The sequence below is a fragment of the Vulgatibacter sp. genome (assembly GCF_041687135.1).
GTDB lineage: Bacteria > Myxococcota > Myxococcia > Myxococcales > Vulgatibacteraceae > JAWLCN01.
Genome location: NZ_JAWLCN010000010.1, coordinates 18,314 through 33,209 on the forward strand (window position 1 = coordinate 18,314; position 14,896 = coordinate 33,209).

General features: G+C 70.3%; 18 protein-coding genes. 10 read left to right on the forward strand and 8 right to left on the reverse strand.

Features of this window, described 5'->3' with window-relative positions:
• Positions 1–25 precede the first annotated feature (25 nt).
• Positions 26–1,435 carry an FAD-binding oxidoreductase gene (locus tag ACESMR_RS19090; protein ID WP_373048709.1) on the reverse strand — a complete coding sequence of 470 codons (1,410 nt, stop codon included), beginning with the start codon at positions 1,433–1,435 and terminating at the stop codon, positions 26–28.
• Between the two features lie 190 nt (positions 1,436–1,625).
• On the opposite strand from ACESMR_RS19090, the gene ACESMR_RS19095 reads away from it, so the two are divergent.
• From ACESMR_RS19095 to ACESMR_RS19110, 4 genes are read left to right on the forward strand one after another with little or no spacing between them, the layout of a single operon-like run.
• Complete coding sequence (locus tag ACESMR_RS19095) at positions 1,626–2,057, forward strand: carboxymuconolactone decarboxylase family protein (RefSeq protein WP_373048710.1); 432 nt, start codon at positions 1,626–1,628, stop codon at positions 2,055–2,057.
• A 1-nt stretch (position 2,058) separates the two neighbouring features.
• Entirely contained in the window at positions 2,059–2,946 is an 888-nt protein-coding gene (gene sigJ, locus ACESMR_RS19100) for an RNA polymerase sigma factor SigJ (protein WP_373048711.1), read from the forward strand.
• Positions 2,943–4,373 carry an MFS transporter gene (locus tag ACESMR_RS19105; protein ID WP_373048712.1) on the forward strand — a complete coding sequence of 477 codons (1,431 nt, stop codon included), beginning with the start codon at positions 2,943–2,945 and terminating at the stop codon, positions 4,371–4,373. The genes sigJ and ACESMR_RS19105 overlap by 4 nt, the downstream gene beginning before the upstream one ends.
• A gap of 58 nt (positions 4,374–4,431) precedes the next feature.
• A complete protein-coding gene (locus ACESMR_RS19110; RefSeq protein ID WP_373048713.1) occupies positions 4,432–6,225 on the forward strand; it encodes a hypothetical protein in 1,794 nt (597 codons plus the stop codon).
• A 35-nt stretch (positions 6,226–6,260) separates the two neighbouring features.
• On the opposite strand, the gene ACESMR_RS19115 is transcribed toward ACESMR_RS19110, so the two are convergent.
• The gene (locus ACESMR_RS19115; protein WP_373048714.1) at positions 6,261–6,593 is read right to left on the reverse strand and encodes a YidH family protein; all 333 of its coding nucleotides are present in this window, start codon (positions 6,591–6,593) and stop codon (positions 6,261–6,263) included.
• A gap of 358 nt (positions 6,594–6,951) precedes the next feature.
• Here ACESMR_RS19115 and ACESMR_RS19120 point away from each other — a divergent pair, with 358 nt between their 5' ends.
• Positions 6,952–7,764: a hypothetical protein gene (locus ACESMR_RS19120; protein ID WP_373048715.1), complete on the forward strand. Its 813-nt coding sequence runs from the start codon at positions 6,952–6,954 to the stop codon at positions 7,762–7,764.
• 198 nt (positions 7,765–7,962) lie between these two features.
• Entirely contained in the window at positions 7,963–8,838 is an 876-nt protein-coding gene (locus ACESMR_RS19125; protein WP_373048716.1) for an NAD(P)H-binding protein, read from the forward strand.
• A gap of 13 nt (positions 8,839–8,851) precedes the next feature.
• Here the strand turns inward: ACESMR_RS19125 and ACESMR_RS19130 are convergent, their stop codons facing one another.
• From ACESMR_RS19130 to ACESMR_RS19145, 4 genes are all read right to left on the reverse strand, one after another.
• Positions 8,852–9,316 (reverse strand): GNAT family N-acetyltransferase, encoded by a 465-nt coding sequence (locus ACESMR_RS19130; protein ID WP_373048717.1) that lies wholly within the window; start codon positions 9,314–9,316, stop codon positions 8,852–8,854.
• A gap of 67 nt (positions 9,317–9,383) precedes the next feature.
• Complete coding sequence (locus ACESMR_RS19135; RefSeq protein WP_373048718.1) at positions 9,384–9,593, reverse strand: helix-turn-helix transcriptional regulator; 210 nt, start codon at positions 9,591–9,593, stop codon at positions 9,384–9,386.
• Positions 9,586–10,038 (reverse strand): hypothetical protein, encoded by a 453-nt coding sequence (locus ACESMR_RS19140; RefSeq protein ID WP_373048719.1) that lies wholly within the window; start codon positions 10,036–10,038, stop codon positions 9,586–9,588. The genes ACESMR_RS19135 and ACESMR_RS19140 overlap by 8 nt, the downstream gene beginning before the upstream one ends.
• Before the next feature lie 94 nt (positions 10,039–10,132).
• Positions 10,133–10,489 (reverse strand): Spx/MgsR family RNA polymerase-binding regulatory protein, encoded by a 357-nt coding sequence (locus tag ACESMR_RS19145; protein WP_373048720.1) that lies wholly within the window; start codon positions 10,487–10,489, stop codon positions 10,133–10,135.
• 210 nt (positions 10,490–10,699) lie between these two features.
• Here ACESMR_RS19145 and ACESMR_RS19150 point away from each other — a divergent pair, with 210 nt between their 5' ends.
• The 4 genes from ACESMR_RS19150 to ACESMR_RS19165 all read left to right on the forward strand — a co-directional run bounded on the left by ACESMR_RS19150 (position 10,700) and on the right by ACESMR_RS19165 (position 13,671).
• Positions 10,700–10,918: an amphi-Trp domain-containing protein gene (locus tag ACESMR_RS19150; RefSeq protein ID WP_373048721.1), complete on the forward strand. Its 219-nt coding sequence runs from the start codon at positions 10,700–10,702 to the stop codon at positions 10,916–10,918.
• A gap of 118 nt (positions 10,919–11,036) precedes the next feature.
• Positions 11,037–11,789, forward strand: a complete 753-nt coding sequence (locus ACESMR_RS19155; RefSeq protein WP_373048722.1) for an N-formylglutamate amidohydrolase — start codon at positions 11,037–11,039, stop codon at positions 11,787–11,789.
• A gap of 180 nt (positions 11,790–11,969) precedes the next feature.
• Positions 11,970–12,404, forward strand: coding sequence for a YciI family protein (locus ACESMR_RS19160; RefSeq protein WP_373048723.1), 435 nt, complete (start codon positions 11,970–11,972; stop codon positions 12,402–12,404).
• A 10-nt stretch (positions 12,405–12,414) separates the two neighbouring features.
• A complete protein-coding gene (locus ACESMR_RS19165; RefSeq protein WP_373048724.1) occupies positions 12,415–13,671 on the forward strand; it encodes an RNA polymerase sigma factor in 1,257 nt (418 codons plus the stop codon).
• Between the two features lie 13 nt (positions 13,672–13,684).
• Here ACESMR_RS19165 and ACESMR_RS19170 read toward each other — a convergent pair whose 3' ends face one another.
• Both ACESMR_RS19170 and ACESMR_RS19175 read right to left on the reverse strand, forming a co-directional pair.
• Positions 13,685–14,158 (reverse strand): Type 1 glutamine amidotransferase-like domain-containing protein, encoded by a 474-nt coding sequence (locus ACESMR_RS19170; RefSeq protein ID WP_373048725.1) that lies wholly within the window; start codon positions 14,156–14,158, stop codon positions 13,685–13,687.
• A gap of 27 nt (positions 14,159–14,185) precedes the next feature.
• Positions 14,186–14,857: a nucleotidyltransferase domain-containing protein gene (locus tag ACESMR_RS19175; protein WP_373048726.1), complete on the reverse strand. Its 672-nt coding sequence runs from the start codon at positions 14,855–14,857 to the stop codon at positions 14,186–14,188.
• Positions 14,858–14,896 lie beyond the last annotated feature (39 nt).

A 14,896-nucleotide genomic window follows, 5' to 3' on the forward strand; every position in this document is an offset into this window, starting at 1 on the left:
CGGCCGCCGCGCCCCTGGGCCACCGTCAATAGGCCGTGTCGGGTTCGGGCGGGATGTTGTGGTTGATCCGGAAGAGGTTCTCCGGATCGTAACGCCGCTTGACCGCCTGGAGGCGGGCAAAGTCGGCGGGGAGGTAGGCGGACCGCAGCTCCGCTTCCGTCACGTCGGGGCCCGACAGGAAGTTCAGGCAGACGCCGCCGGTGCCCCACCCCTCCAGCGCCCGGTGCACCGTTTCGTGGGCGCTGCGGAGATCGTCGAGCCTCCCGGGTGCGACCACCGATCCCGTGTAGAGCGAGAAGGCCCCGTCGCGGCGGCCCATCGCGTTGGGGTTCGCGGCAGGCCTGCAGAGCGCGCCGCCGAAGAGACGGAGCTCGGCAAAGCAGGGTGCCCCCGCGCCTGGGCCGGCGACCCGCAGCAGCGCCCGGACCGCATCGTGGTCGAGGCGGGCGAGCATCGAGTTGCGCCCGAGGAAGGGCACCGGCGTGGTCGGTTCGGCGTGGATGCTTCCGACCTCGCGGTAGGGCATCTCGCGCACGTCGTCGACGAGGGTCGGCGCCACCCGGCGCAGCGGCTCCACCCAGCGTGCGCCTTCCTCGGCGGATCCCGTGTAGGCGACGCGCACGTGGACGACGAAGCGGCCGCGGAAGGGCTCGGGGATGAAGGGGAGATCCGGAAGCTGCATCATCATCAGCGAGGTGCCCATCTCTTCGGGCACACCGGCGACCCAGTCGCACCACGCATGCGCCACGTCGGCGGCTGCCTCGGCGCCGAACCACAGGCCGCCACCATGGAGCCGGGCGACCGGCACCAGATCGAGCTCCACCGCGACGACCACGCCGAAGTTGCCCTTGCCGCCGCGCAGGGCCCAGAACAGCTCCGGCTCCTCGTGCGCGGAGGCGCGACGCAGCCTGCCGTTCGCGGTGACCACCTCGATCGAGCGGACGTGGTCGGCAGCGTAGCCGAAGCGGCGCCCGAGCAGGGGCACGCCGCCGCCGAGCACGTAGGAGACGACCCCGACCTCGGGCGAGGATCCGTTCAAGGGGGCGAGGCCGTGTTCGGCGGCAGCCTGGACCAGCGCGCCCGCCCGCACACCGGCCTCCACCCGCGCGGTCCGCTGCTCGGGATCGATCCGGATCCCCGCCATCCGGCGGGTGTTGATGAAGACCGCGCCGTCGGCAGGCACGGAGATGCCGTGGCCGGTCGCCTGGATGGCGACGGGCAGACCGCGCGTGCGGGCGAAGCCCACCGCTGCGGCGACGTCGGCAGCGTCGGTCGCCCCGACGATGAGCGCGGGGTGGTGCTCGACGAGCTGGTTGTAGCCGGCGCGCTCCTGGTCGTACGCGGCGTCGCCGGGCCGGAGCACGGGCCCCGTGGCCACCAGCGCGGCGCCTTCGTCAGAGGGATTCGGGTGGGGAGTTGCGGATGCGTTCGTCATGGGTTCCTCGATGAGGCGAGTCGGTCACCCATCGTGACGGCCAGGCCCGCCCGTTTGTGACGAGTGCGTGCTCGAAACCAGGCCGGCGGAAGAGCAGCGCCTGGTGCGGACGACCCATTTGCGCTCGCGACGTCACAACCGCGATGCCCCGGCCGTCCCTCGATGCAGACCCCTCGCAAAGGACCACTTCGTGGCCAAGCACCGCCCCTTGAACTACGTCGCAGCGATCCCCGACATCCTGAAGGCACTCGAGCAGGTGCACGTGGTGATGGACGGCACAGGCTTCGACCGCACCGTCCACCACCTCGTGCAGCTGCGCGCCTCCCAGATCAACGGATGCGCGTTCTGCGTGAAGATGCATACGAACGAGGCCCGCCAGGACGGCGAGACGAACGAGCGGCTCGATCGCCTCGTGGTCTGGGAGCGCGTGAGCGACTTCACCCCGAAGGAACGCGCCGCGCTGGCGTGGACCGAGGCGCTCACCTCGCTCGAACGCAGGACCGACTACGCCGCGTTGCGTGCCGGCCTGCGGGAGCATTTCACCGAGGTCGAGGTGGGTGTACTCACCGTGACGGCCACGATGATCAACCTCTGGAACCGCCTCCAGATCGCCTGCCACTGACATGAACGAGCTCCACGACGTCACCGTCTTCGAGAAGAAGCGCCCCTACCTCCTGGGCCTCGCCTACCGCATCCTGGGATCCCTGGCAGATGCAGAGGACGCGGTGCAGGACACCTTCCTCAAATGGCGCGGCGCCGATCGCACCACCATCCGCGATCCGTCCGCCTGGCTGACGACCGCGTGCACGCGCCGCTGCATCGACATCCTGTCGGCGCGGCACACGCGGGTGGACTACGTCGGCGCCTGGCTGCCGGAACCGATTCACGCGGTGACGGAGGCGACCCCGGAGAGCGATCTCGAGCTCGCGTCCTCGCTGTCGACGGCCTTCCTGCTGCTGCTCGAGCGCCTCACGCCGAAGGAACGGGCCGCGTATCTCCTGCACGAAATCTTCAGCCGGCCGTACCCGGAGATCGCCGCAGCGCTCGGCATGCAGGAGGCCGCCTGCCGCAAGCTCGTTTCCCGCGCGCGCACGAGCGTCGGCGAGGACCGCATGCGCCACGTGGCGTCGCGGGAGCGGCAGGAGGAGCTCCTGGCGGCGTTCCGGAGCGCCGTCGCAACGGGCGTGACCGAGCCGTTGGCCGCCCTGCTGTCAGACGACATCGCGCTCACCGCCGACGGCGGCGGCAAGGTGACGACGATCGAGCGTGCGCTCTCCGGCAAGCCGGAGGTGCTCCCCTTCGTCGCCGAGCGGCTGCGGAACTGGTGGAGCAGCTACGAGTGGCAGCTGGTGCGCATCAACGGGGCCCTTGGCGCGCTGCTCCTCGAGAACGGCCAGATCGTTGCAGCGCTCAGCTTCGCCTTCGATGCGGAAGGGCGTGCGACCGGCATCTTCATCATGCGCAACCCCGACAAGCTCGCACGTCTCTCCGCCGAGGTGTTCCTCTCGTGAGCCCAGAGGAAGCAGGGGCTGCCGCCCCGATACGACGCGAGCCCGGCTGGCGCGATCTGCTCGCCGGCGCGAACCTCGTCCGCTCGCTGGCACTCGCCGGCGGGGCGGGGCTCCACGCCACCAACCTCTACGTCTCGACCACCATCCTCCCGTCGGTGGTGCGCGACATCGGCGGCCTCGCCTACTACGCCTGGAACACGACGGTCTTCGTCGTCGCCTCGATTCTCGGCTCGGCGGTCGCGTCCCGCCTCCTCGCGCGGCTCGGAGCCCGGGCGGCGTACGCTATCGCTGCCGCGATTTTCGCTGCGGGGTCGCTCCTCTGCGCAGCAGCGCCGGCGATGGCGACGATGCTCGTCGGGCGCTTCGTTCAGGGGCTCGGGGGCGGTCTGCTGCTCGCCCTGCCCTACGCCCTGATCCGCACCACCTTCGCCGAGCCGCTCTGGCCCCGGGCCATGGCCTTGTTCTCGGGCGTATGGGGCATCGCAACCCTGCTCGGTCCGACGATCGGCGGCATCTTCGCGGAGCTCGGCAATTGGCGCGCGGCCTTCTGGTCGCTCGCTCCTGCCACGGCGGCTCTCACGCTCGCGGCCGTCTTCGTCCTGCCGCGCCGCAAAGGCGGCGCGCCGGCGCCGCCGCTTCCCGGGCGCCAGCTTGCCCTGCTCACGGCGGCGGTCCTGGCCGCCTCCGCGAGCAGCGTGGCAGGACGCAGCGCGTGGAGCGCGGGTGGTCTTCTGCTCGCCGTCACGCTGGTCGCTGCCGTGATCACGGCGGAATCACGGGCCCGGCATCGCCTGCTGCCGCGCGGCGCCTTCCGGATCACCAAACCGCTCGGCGCGCTCTACCTGATGTCGGCGCTCCTTGCGATGACCGTCACCTGCACCGAGATCTTCGTGCCCCTCTTCCTCCAGGAGCTGCGCGGGCTCTCGCCGCTCGAGGCCGGTTATCTCGCCGCCCTGATGTCGGTGGGATGGACGGTGGGCGCGATCGTGACCTCGAGCCTGCACGAGGGCCGCTTGATCCTGGTGCTCCGTGGGGCCGCACTCCTGTCGGTGGTCTCGATGGCTGCGCTCGCCGTGCTCCTGCCGGGGCAAGGCGGTGGGGGCTGGGTGGCGCTCACGCCGCTCTGCATCGCGCGCGTCGCCGGTGGCGCCGGGGTCGGCATCGCCTACCCGCACCTCTCGGCGAGCATCCTCCGCGTCGCGCCAGCCGACGAGGCGGAGATCGCCGGGTCGTCGATCATGACGGTGCAGCTCTGCGCCACGGCCTTCGGCGCCTCGCTCGCAGGCGTAACGGTCAACCTGGCAGGCCTGGGTGACGGCCCGGAGGGTGTGGCAGGGGCCGCCCGCTGGCTCTTCGTGGTCTTCGCCCTGGGACCGGCGCTGTGCCTCATGATCGCATGGGGCTGGCGGCAGCCCGCCGAGCGCTGAGGCCCTACGGTCCTTGCGGCGCCGAGGCTCGACGAAGCTGCGGTAGAGTGCGGCGGCCATGCGCGCATGCCCTCCAGCCAGCATCGCTCTGCTGCTCCTCGCGTCCGCGTGCGACGGGCCGCCGCCGAGCCGTGCCGACGAGGTCGCCTGCCTCGCCGTCGCGCACGAGGAGCGGCCCGGGCTCTATGCGGCCGAGACGAATGCCGCCGGCCAGCGCCTCGAGGTCCGCATCGCTCCGATGGACGAGCCGGAGGTCTGGCTGGACGAGGAGCAGCTGACCGACGACGATCTCCTGCAATTCGACCCCGCGCTCGACGACGACGGGCACGTGGCCTGGGCGCAGGTCGGCCTGGTCAACCTTGCCTCCGAAGTCGTCCTCGACGGGGAAGTGATCGTCTCGGACGGCGCCTTCCACCGCTGGCTGCGCCTCGGCGGTGGCATACTCGCCTGGGTCCGCTTCGATCCACGCACCCTCGAGAACGCCGTCTGCCGCCGGCTGCTCGAGAACGCCGAGACGGCCTGCGAGGTGTTGCCCTTCTTCCCGCAGGAGCTCGTCCTCTTCGACGGCACCCTCTTCCTCGCCGGCTTCGACGAGACGACGACGCGCCGCCGGCTGGAGATCCGATCGGCAACATCGCTCGCACTCCGCCACGCAGAATCCCTCGCGCCGACCGACCTGCTCTGGCGCGGGACGCATGGCCCTCGTCTCGTACGCGTCGATGGAGATTCCGGCGCCCGCAGCGTTTTCCACGCCTACCGCGAGCTCTTCGGTGCGCAGCGGGGCGAGCCCTTCGCGCGCGGGAACGATCACCTGGGCCGGCTCGCCTGGAACGTCGCCTACCGCCTTCGCGGCCTGCAGGCGCTCTACGGCGTCACCGGCGATCTCGCGTTGCTCGACGAGGTGCGAAGCATCGCTGCATCGCTGCTCGGCCACATGGACGACGAGGGGCTCTTCACCAGCACCAAATACAGCGTGGATGCGCGGACTCCGATCGCCCTCGCGGTGAACAACGCCTCGATCCACGAGGCGCTGCTCGCCACCCACGAGCTCCTCACCCCCGAGCAGGCGTCGCGCGCCCTCGGTGCAGCGCGGGCAATGTTCGACCACTACGAGGCCGACTGGCACGGCCACTACACCTTCACGCCCTGCTCGGCGCTCGAGTGGGACGGCATCGTCATGCCGTTCAACCAGCAGAACCAGCTGGGCCTCGTCGCGCTGCAGCTCCACCACCTCACCGGGGAGCCTCGCTACCTGCAGCGCGTCGAAGCGCTCTTCGACAACCACGTCGCCGAGCTCTTCGATCGGGATGGGGTCCGGCTCTGGAACTACTGGCCGCAGCGCTTCTACGACGGCTGGGCTGCCGGTGAGACGGCGAGCTGCAACACGCCCGAAGCGCCCCCCACCTCGCCGAAGCGGGCGGAGGACTTCTCGCACGCGCGCATCAACCTCGCGTTCCTGGCCGCTGCGGCGCACGCGCTGGGGCGGCCCGTTCCCGTCGACATCGAGGCGATCGGGGAGAACCTCGCCCCGGCGCAGGGCCGTTTCGCACGCTTCATCGACGGTACGACGGACCGCTACCCGGCGAGCTACACCTACCTGCCGCCCCTGCCGGAGGCGGCGGCGATCGCCCCCTGGTACGAGGGCGCCGTCGACGTAGCCCGGCCGGACTTCGATCGGCAGGTCGTCTTCCTCGGCCACGCCGTCGCCGCGGCCCGCAGCTCGTCCACCCTGCCCTGGCGTCTCGAGCTGGGTGAGCGGCGTTGGGAGGCGGGAGCTTTCGGCAGCTGGCGCACACGCCGGATCGCCGAGCGCGACGGCTGGCTCGCGATCCGCGGACTCTATTGCGAATGAGGCACGTGCACCGCTCGCATGGGACCGCCGCCGCGTCAGCTGCGGTGAAACCAGGCCAGCCCGAGCAGCCCCATCAACAGAATCGCGGCTCCGATCACCACGATGGAGATCGAGAGCGGTTCGAAGGTGCCATCCTGGATCTGCCGCGTCCGCCGCCGGAAGTGGCTGGCTGAGAGCACCACGAGGACGAGGCCGAAGATCACGAAGCCGGTCCCCATCCACGCGGCGTCGATGACCAGGTGCCGGGCCTTTCCCTCGCTCTGGTTGACCTCCTGCAGGTACATCGCGAGCCGGTTGATCGCCAGGCCCAGGGAGATCAGGGAGACGGCGGTGCGCAACCAGGCCACGAAGGTCCGTTCGTTGGCCATGTGTGGCGAGACCGCGTATCGCTCTTTGGGCCGCGATTCCTCTCCTGCCATTGGCGGCACGTTGTGACGCAAGGTCGGTTGCAGGAAGCCCCTTTCCCGAGCTGCCTACCTTCCCGGGAAGGCCGTGCCCCCGCTCGCAGCGGCGGTGGCGCCGCCGCGCTGGCTCTGCTGCTCCGGGCGTGCACGGACAGTCGCCCGAATTGCCCACCTGGTGCGCTGCTCTTACCCAGTTCGCCCGAAACGTCGTGCACGCGGCGCCCAGTAGGCGGGCAAGCAGGCGCTCCCACGCATGGCATGCGCCGTGCTCCCACATCGACTGCGACAGTGCTTGCCGGTCACGAAAAGTGGGGAGGGGATCATGAGGGGGAAGGTCTGGTTGCCGTTGTTCCTGGGCGTGGTGGTGGGTGCGGCTGGCTGTGGTGGGGACGACGGAGGTAGCGGAAAGCCCGCCGGAGACACGGCCGGTCGCGACGACGGCGGGGGCGGCACCGGCGGCGATGGGACGCAGGGGCGCCCGATTCTCGGCACGGACGCTGTCGATGGCGGCAGCCCCATCGTCGTCAGCCCCTACAACGGGGGGAGCTACGGCGGCGGCGGAAATGGAGGAAGCGGCGGCGGCTACTACAAGCAGGAGAAGTGCGGCGACGGCCGGGACAATGACGGCGACGGCAAGTTCGATTGCGACGATCCGGACTGCGCCAGCGATTCCGCCTGCCAGGTGGAGGAGATCTGCGACGACGGCATCGACAATGACGGCGACTACAAGGTCGATTGCGAAGATCCCGACTGCGCCTACGACGATGCATGCATGGCGCCCGTCTGCGAGGGCGACCGGCTCTGCTTCGACATCCACCGGGAACAGGAGATCAGCTTCCTGCTCGTGGACGTGCCCTGCCCCGAGAAGGTCGAGAGCATCGTCGTCACCGATGAGTACGGCCGCGAGCGCGGATCGGTGAAAGACGACCAGCCCAGCAATTGCGAGAAGAACCTCCTGGGCTTCAAGGTCGAGGGCGTGAACGCGCGCGACGTCGAACTCTGCATCACATTCGATGAGCCCGTATCTTCCGAGGCCGTCACCATCCAGGTGAAGAGCGGGCTGGACTGCAGCATCGAGGAATGGGGCAGCGCCGAATCGTGCGAGTGCCGCGAGCGCTACCCGCAGCCCGACTGATCCGGCAGCGCCGGCGTGAGACGAGGCCCCACGGCATCCGTGCCATGGGGTTTCCCCTTTCCGGTCCGCTCCGTCGTCGTGGACACACTCGCAGCAGGGCCCCGGTTCCCTGCCGCACCGAACGAGCGGATGCTGGTGGTGCCACCGGAGACGCAGCGCCGGTGCGCCAGCGCAGGCCTAGCCTGGGGGGAGAACGCGATGAAGATCGTCGTTGCCGGCGCCACCGGAAAGCTCGGTCGCCTCGTGATCGATGGGCTCCTGCAGAAGGTGCCCACCTCGCAAATGGTGGCGGCCGTTCGCCATCCCGAGAAAGCCGTCGACCTGGCGGCCCGCGGCGTCGACGTCCGCCACGTCGACGCCTCCAGGCCCGAGACGCTCAAGGCCGCCTTCTCGGGGACGCAGAAGGCGCTGCTGATCTCCTCTGCCGAGGAGAACGCGCTCGCCTGGCACCAGGCGGTGCTCGAGGCAGCGAAGAAGGCCCACATCCGGCTCCTCGTCTACACGAGCATGCTCCACGCCGAGGAGTCGCACCTTCGCGCTGCCGCGGTGCACCGGGCCACCGAGCGGTTGCTGCGTGCGTCGGGGCTCACCCACGTGATCCTGCGCAACGGCCTCTACCTCGAGAACTTCACCGAGCAGGCCGTCCTCGCGCTGGAGAACGGCGCGGTGATCGGAAATGCGTCCGAGGGCCGCGTCGCGGGGGCGAGCCGCGCCGACTACGCTGCCGCAGCGGTCGCGGTGCTCACGGGCACGGGCCACGAGAACAAGATCTACGAGCTGGTCGGCGACAAGCCCTTCGGCATGGCGGACCTGGCCGACGAGATCTCCCGGATCGCAGGCAAGCAGGTCGGCTACGAGGATCTCACGCCGGAGGATCACGGCGTCCTGCTCGTTGCAGCAGGACTCCCGGCGGAACGAGCCGAGATGCTGGTCGACGTGCACCTCGCCATCTCCCGGGGCGAGATGACCGCGCGCGCAGAAGATCTGCGCCGGCTGATCGGACGGCCCACGACGACACTCGCCGGCGCGCTCGCGGCGGCGTTGCCGCAAGCGCCGGGCTCGGTCCCCGCATAGGGCGGAGGCGCGTTCAGCCGCTTTGCACCTTGCGGAAGCGGAGCTTGGGGAGGCCCGAGTCCTCGTCGACGAAGCGGCCCGCCTCGGTCCAGCCGTTGCGCCGGAAGAAGTCGTTCGCCGGGCGGTTCGCTTCGAAGCTCTCGAGGAGCAGCTCCGCCCAATCATGGAAGAGGTGCGCCTCGACGTGGCCGAGCAGGCGGGAGCCGAGGCCTCGGCGCTGGCGGTCGGGATCGATGAGCAGCAGGTCGATGGTCTTGCCCAGCGCGATGCCCAGGCCCACGATCTCGCTTTCGTCGACGAGGACGACGCAATTGCCCACGTTCTCTTCGAGGTAGCGCTCGATGAAGCCGCCCTCCACGAATCCATCGACCACCGCGTCCCCCAGGAACGGCCGGTAGCAGCGCAGGATGGTGCGGTGCGCGAGGGCGACGAGCGCCGCTGCTTCCTCGGGCTCTGCGCCGCGAATCTCGATCTCCATGCCGGCAACGTAAGGCCGTTGCGGACCTGCAGGCAATTCGTCGAAGCGTTCGCGCTCCCGGCTCCGCTCAACCCTCGAGCTGGAAGAGCGTCTCGACCGGTACGCCGAGTGCCCGCGCGAGCTTGAGCGCGAGCAGCGTGGAGGGGACGAAGCGCCCCGTCTCCACGGTGTTGATGCTCTTGCGGGTGACGCCCACCAGCGCGGCGAGCTGCTCCTGCGTCAGCCCGAGGCGCGCGCGGTGCTCCCGCAGCGAGTTGATCAGGCGCTCCTCACGCATGCTCCGGGGTCCCCCTCGCGCGGAGGAAGGCGCCCAGCCCCACGGTGACGCCGACGAGGATCGTGAGCTGCACGGCGAGCGCCGCGGGCAGCGGGTGGAAGCTGTTTGCGAGCAGCACGATCACCTGCGTGCCCATCGTCGCCCAGAACGCGGTGGCGAAGGACCGCAGGCGCGCGTGCCGAACGAGCTCGTCGTCGAGCGCCGCCGCCACGGACGACTGCGCCCTCATGCGCCGCCGGATGCGCGACATCCATATGAGCGCCGCAGACCAGAGGGCCCACACCACGAGCCCCACGCCCTGGGCGAGGTGGCGCAGCGTCGAGGAGCCGCCGGAGAGCTCGAGGACCGCTCCCGCGAGATCCAGCCCCTGCCAGAGCGCAAAACCCACCAACGACAGCCACAGCACCCGCCGCCGACTCTCGTCCAGCGCCTCGACTTCATTCATGTCGCCCCCTTGTGCTCGATGTAACCTATAGGTTGCCTGAAGCAACCCAAAGGTTACGTCGCCGTCAAGGTGGCGAGCGGCCGGATCCAGCGCGCTATGCGAATAGCGCCGCGTACTGCTCCTCGCGAAAGCCGACGAGCACGCGCTCGCCCAGCACCAGCACCGGCCGCTTCACGAGCTTGCCGTCCTCGGCGAGCCAGCGGACGAGGGTGGCGTCGTCGGCTGCATCGACCTTCTCCTTGCCGATCGCGCGGTAGCTCTGGCCACTGGTGTTGAGCCACTTGCGCACGGGAAGGCCGCTCGCCGGGATCCACTTCGACAACTCGGCGGGCGTCGGCGGCTGCTCGACGATCGGCCGCACGGTCACTTCGACGCCGTGCTCGGCGAGCCACTTGAGCGCCTTCTTGCAGGTTCCACATCCGGCGTACGAGAGCATGAGGGGCTTGTTCATGGCCCGCTCCCATGACCGATGCGCGCGTGCCTGGCAAGTCGAACCGCGGGACGCTCTCGTCCTGCTCGTTGCCATGACGGCGGTGCGTCGGACGAGAGTGGTCACCTCCCCGCCGGGCAATACGTGGCTTCGGGGACGTACGAGGATACGGTCACGGTGACCGTCGTATTCTGAGGCCCACCCGCCCATTCGACCGAGGAGACGATCGCCATGCCGAACCGCCCGCCACGGGACATCGAGAAGGCCTACTCCCGCAGCCAGTTCGTCGCGAAGCTGCGCAGGCTCGCCGACGCCATCGAAGCCGGTGCGCCGTTCACCATCCAGGTGGCTGGCGAGCGGCTGCGGATCCCCGCCGACGCGGTCTTCAACATCGAGCACGAGCGCGATGGCGGGGTCGACGAGCTCGAGTTCCAGCTGCGGTGGTCGTGAATCTCTGCCGATCGACCGGCAGGGTGTAACGCCACGTCGACCGGTGCGTTGACCCCTGGGCCGAACCGCTGGTAAGCGGCGGATTCGACGCCCCCATGCCTCCAGAGGAGCAGGCCGCATGATCCCGGTGACGAAGCAGGAGGAGCCCCGCGAGTTGGACGAGGCCTTCGAAGCCCTCGACGGCGACCGCGATGCACCCGTCTTCCTCACCTGCGAGCACGCCTCCGAACGGCTTCCCGACGGCTACGCCTGGCCTCCCGGGGACGAGCGCCTCGTGGGCACGCACTGGGCCTACGACCTGGGTGCCGCCGACCTCGTGCGGGAGCTCGCCGAGGCGCTGCGCGCGCCCGCCGTCCTCTCCCGCTTCTCCCGCCTCCTCGTCGATCCCAACCGCCCGGACGGCGCCGCCACCCTCTTCCGCGCCGAGGCGGAGGGGCAGCCCGTCGGGCTCAACCGGCAGCTCACCGACGCCGAGCGGACGCGCCGTCTCGAGCGCTTCCACCGCCCCTACCACGAGGCGATCCACCAGCGCCTCGCCGGGTACGAGGCGCAGGTCCTCTTCTCGGTCCACACCTTCACGCCGGTCTACGAGGGCCAGGTCCGGCAGGTGGAGGTCGGCGTCCTCTTCGACACCCAGGAGGAGCTCGCTGCCCACGCGGCACGAGCGATTCACGCCGCGGGTTTCGTGACCCGGCTCAACGAGCCCTACTCCGGCAGGGAAGGGCTGATCTACGCCGCAGAGCGCCACGCAGCTGCACACGGGAAGATGGCGCTCGAGCTCGAGGTCCGCCAGGATCTCGCCGTCCGCCCGGAGGTGCGTGCGCGCCTCGTCGACGCGCTCGCCGGCTTCTTCCGGGGCCGCGCCCGGTAGCGCCTGGCGCCCGGGCCATCGGCCCGCCCGGTGATGAACCGCACAGATCTTTGTTTTTACTGCAAATTCCTCTTTCGCAGGAAAATCTCGCCTGCCCATGTCGATCTCGCCGAGTCTCGTTCGTCGCCTGTACGAACCATCCACCGGCGCCCGAGGCGCCGAAAGCGAAAGGACACGTCGATGAAGGTCATGGTGATCGTCAAGGCCACGAAGAACAGCGAAGCGGGGATCATGCCGAGCGAGAAGCTCCTGGCCGAGATGGGCAAGTACAACGAGGAGTTGGTCAAGGCCGGCGTCATGCTCGCCGGCGAGGGCCTGAAGCCCAGCGCGAGCGGCAAGCGGATCAAATTCTCCGGGAGCAAGCGCAGCGTCGTCGACGGCCCCTTCGCCGAGACGAAGGAGCTCATCGCCGGCTACTGGATCTGGCAGGTCCGGTCGATGGACGAGGCCGTCGAGTGGGCGCGCCGCTGCCCCGAGCCGATGCCGGGCGAGGAAGCGGAGCTCGAAATCCGCCCGATCTTCGAGGCCGAGGATTTCGGCGCGGAGTTCACCCCCGAGCTCCGGGCGCAGGAGGATCGCCTCCGGGCCGAGATGGAGCGGCGCAAGCAGGCGTAAGGAGCGGGCCATGCGCGAACCAACACCCACGCGCAAGGCCATCGAAGCCGTCTGGCGCATCGAGGCCGCCCGTCTCATCGGCGGCCTCGTGCGCCTGGTTCACGACGTCGATCGCGCGGAGGATCTCGCGCAGGAAGCGCTCGTGACGGCGCTGGAGCGATGGCCGGAGGCGGGCATTCCCGACAACGCGGGCGCGTGGCTGATGACCGCGGCCCGGCGTCGCGCTGTCGATGAGATGCGGCGACGCGCGATGATGGACCAGAAGCACGTCGAGCTGGAGCGCAGCGCCGTCTCGTCCACGACGTTCGACGAGGAGGCGCTCGACGACGCCGTCGGTGACGACGTGCTCCGCCTCGTGCTCGTCGCCTGCCACCCCGTGCTCTCCCGGGAGGCACGCGTTGCCCTGACGTTGCGCCTCGTCGCCGGTCTCTCGACCGCGGAGATCGCGCGTGCCTTCCTCACCTCCGAGGCGACGATGGCGCAGCGGATCGTCCGCGCCAAGCGGACGCTCTCCGAGGCCAGGGTTCCGTTCGAAGTGCCGACCGGTGCGGATCTGGGCGCACGGATCCCGCCGGCGCTGGAGGTCGTCTACCTCATCTTCAACGAGGGCTACGCGGCGACTGCCGGCGACGACTGGCTCCGGCCGGAGCTCTGCGAGGAGGCGATGCGCCTCGGCCGCATGCTCGCGGGGCTGGTGGCGGACGACGCGGAGGTTCACGGCCTGCTCGCGCTGATGGAGCTGCAGGCTTCGCGGGCGAGGGCACGGGTCGGCCCCGGCGGAGAGCCCGTGCTGCTCTTCGAGCAGGATCGTTCCCGGTGGGATCGCCTGCTCATCACCCGAGGACTCGCGGCGCTCGCGCGTGCAGAGGCACTCGCGCAGCCCCTTGGCCCCTACACGATCCAGGCGGCGATCGCGGGTTGCCATGCACGCGCGCGCACGCCGCAGGAGACCGACTGGGCCCGGATCGTCGCGCTCTACGACGCGCTGGTCGAGCTCACCGGTTCGCCTGTCGTCGAGTTGAACCGCGCGGTCGCCGTCTCGATGGCCTATGGCCCTGCGGAGGCGCTGCCGCTCGTCGACGAGCTGGCGGAGGAGCCGGCGCTTCGCAACTACCACCTGCTCCCTGCCGTTCGCGCCGACCTCCTCCTCAAGCTCGGGCGGAGGTCCGAGGCGAAGGCGGAGCTCGAGAAGGCGGCGGGCCTGGCGACGAACACCCGTGAGCGAGATCTCCTCCTCGCTCGTGCGGCGGCCTGCTCCAGCCCCTGAGGCGGGCCGAAGGTCAACCGAGCCAGCCAGCGTGGTAATCGGGGCCATCCTCGCCTGCGAGGATCGCGGTGGCGATGACCGATCGCTCGCGTAGCTTGGAAGCCGCCAGGCTGCAGCGCCGGCGCGGGACGACACCACGGCGGCCAACTCCGTCCCCTCGAAGTGCAGGCCGACGCCGTCGTCTGCCGCCCAGCCGCCAGCGAGCTCCCCCTGGCGCACCGGCGGAGAGACCGCAGAGGACGATGCCCTCCGACCAGCCCCGCTGCAGGATCCGGTCGAGGCCGTGCACCCGCCAGACTGCGAGCAGGTTCGCGGTGTTGCCGCCCTCGACGTAACCGTCCGCGTCACCGCTGGCGGTTGGAAGAAAACACGCGCGCGGGAAGGACTTCCCGGTGCGTCCGAGGACGTAGTCGTCGAGGAGCGGGTTCTCCGGCTCCATGCTGAAGCCCCCGCCCCTCATCGCGACGATGGTCGGCTTTCGCGTCACGGCCCTCCGCAAGGGAAGGAGCGTACGCTACGCCTCGATCGCGAGGCCCACGAGCGACCGCAACTCCGCAGCGGTCGCGTCCGGCCGCAGCGCCGCCACGAAGGCCTGGTGGAGATCGGGCGCACGCTGGCCGAGCTCGGCCAGGGCCGGGTCGGGCCCCGGGTACCACCAGCCGCGCAGGCGGTAGGCATCGGGCAATAGCTCGGTGAGCAGCTCCGCGCGGCGCCACGCAGCCGCGACCTCCCGCCCGGGCCGCGGCTCGAGGATCCGTCGCAGCATCCGGTCCCCCCAGACGCGAATCGCCTCGCGTTCGTCGGCGCCCACGGGTGCGGGGCCCTCGTCCCAGGTGCGCTCCAGCGCAGCGAGGATCGTCGGGACGCAGGCCGTGGAATCGAAGAGCGCGCGGCCACCCCGCAGGCACATGAGCCCCGGGTTCGCCCGCCCATCGAACGAGGCCACCGGGTCGGCGGGATCGCAGGGGCGCAGCCAGCCATCGAGATCGAGCGTGCGCCCGTCGGGCGCCTGGACGCGGCGGGCATCGCGGGAGGCCTGCCCCTCCCGCCCGGCGGGCACCAGGATCATCACGTCGATGTCGCTCTCGGCCCTCGCGTTGCCGCGCGCGTGGGAGCCGTAGAGCACGACGGCGAATGCCTCGTGCTCGCGCGCCAGCTGCTCGCCCAGTCTTTCCAGCCAGTCCATCCCGCCAACTTCACCGGTCTGCTTCGCCGTGTCCACGGC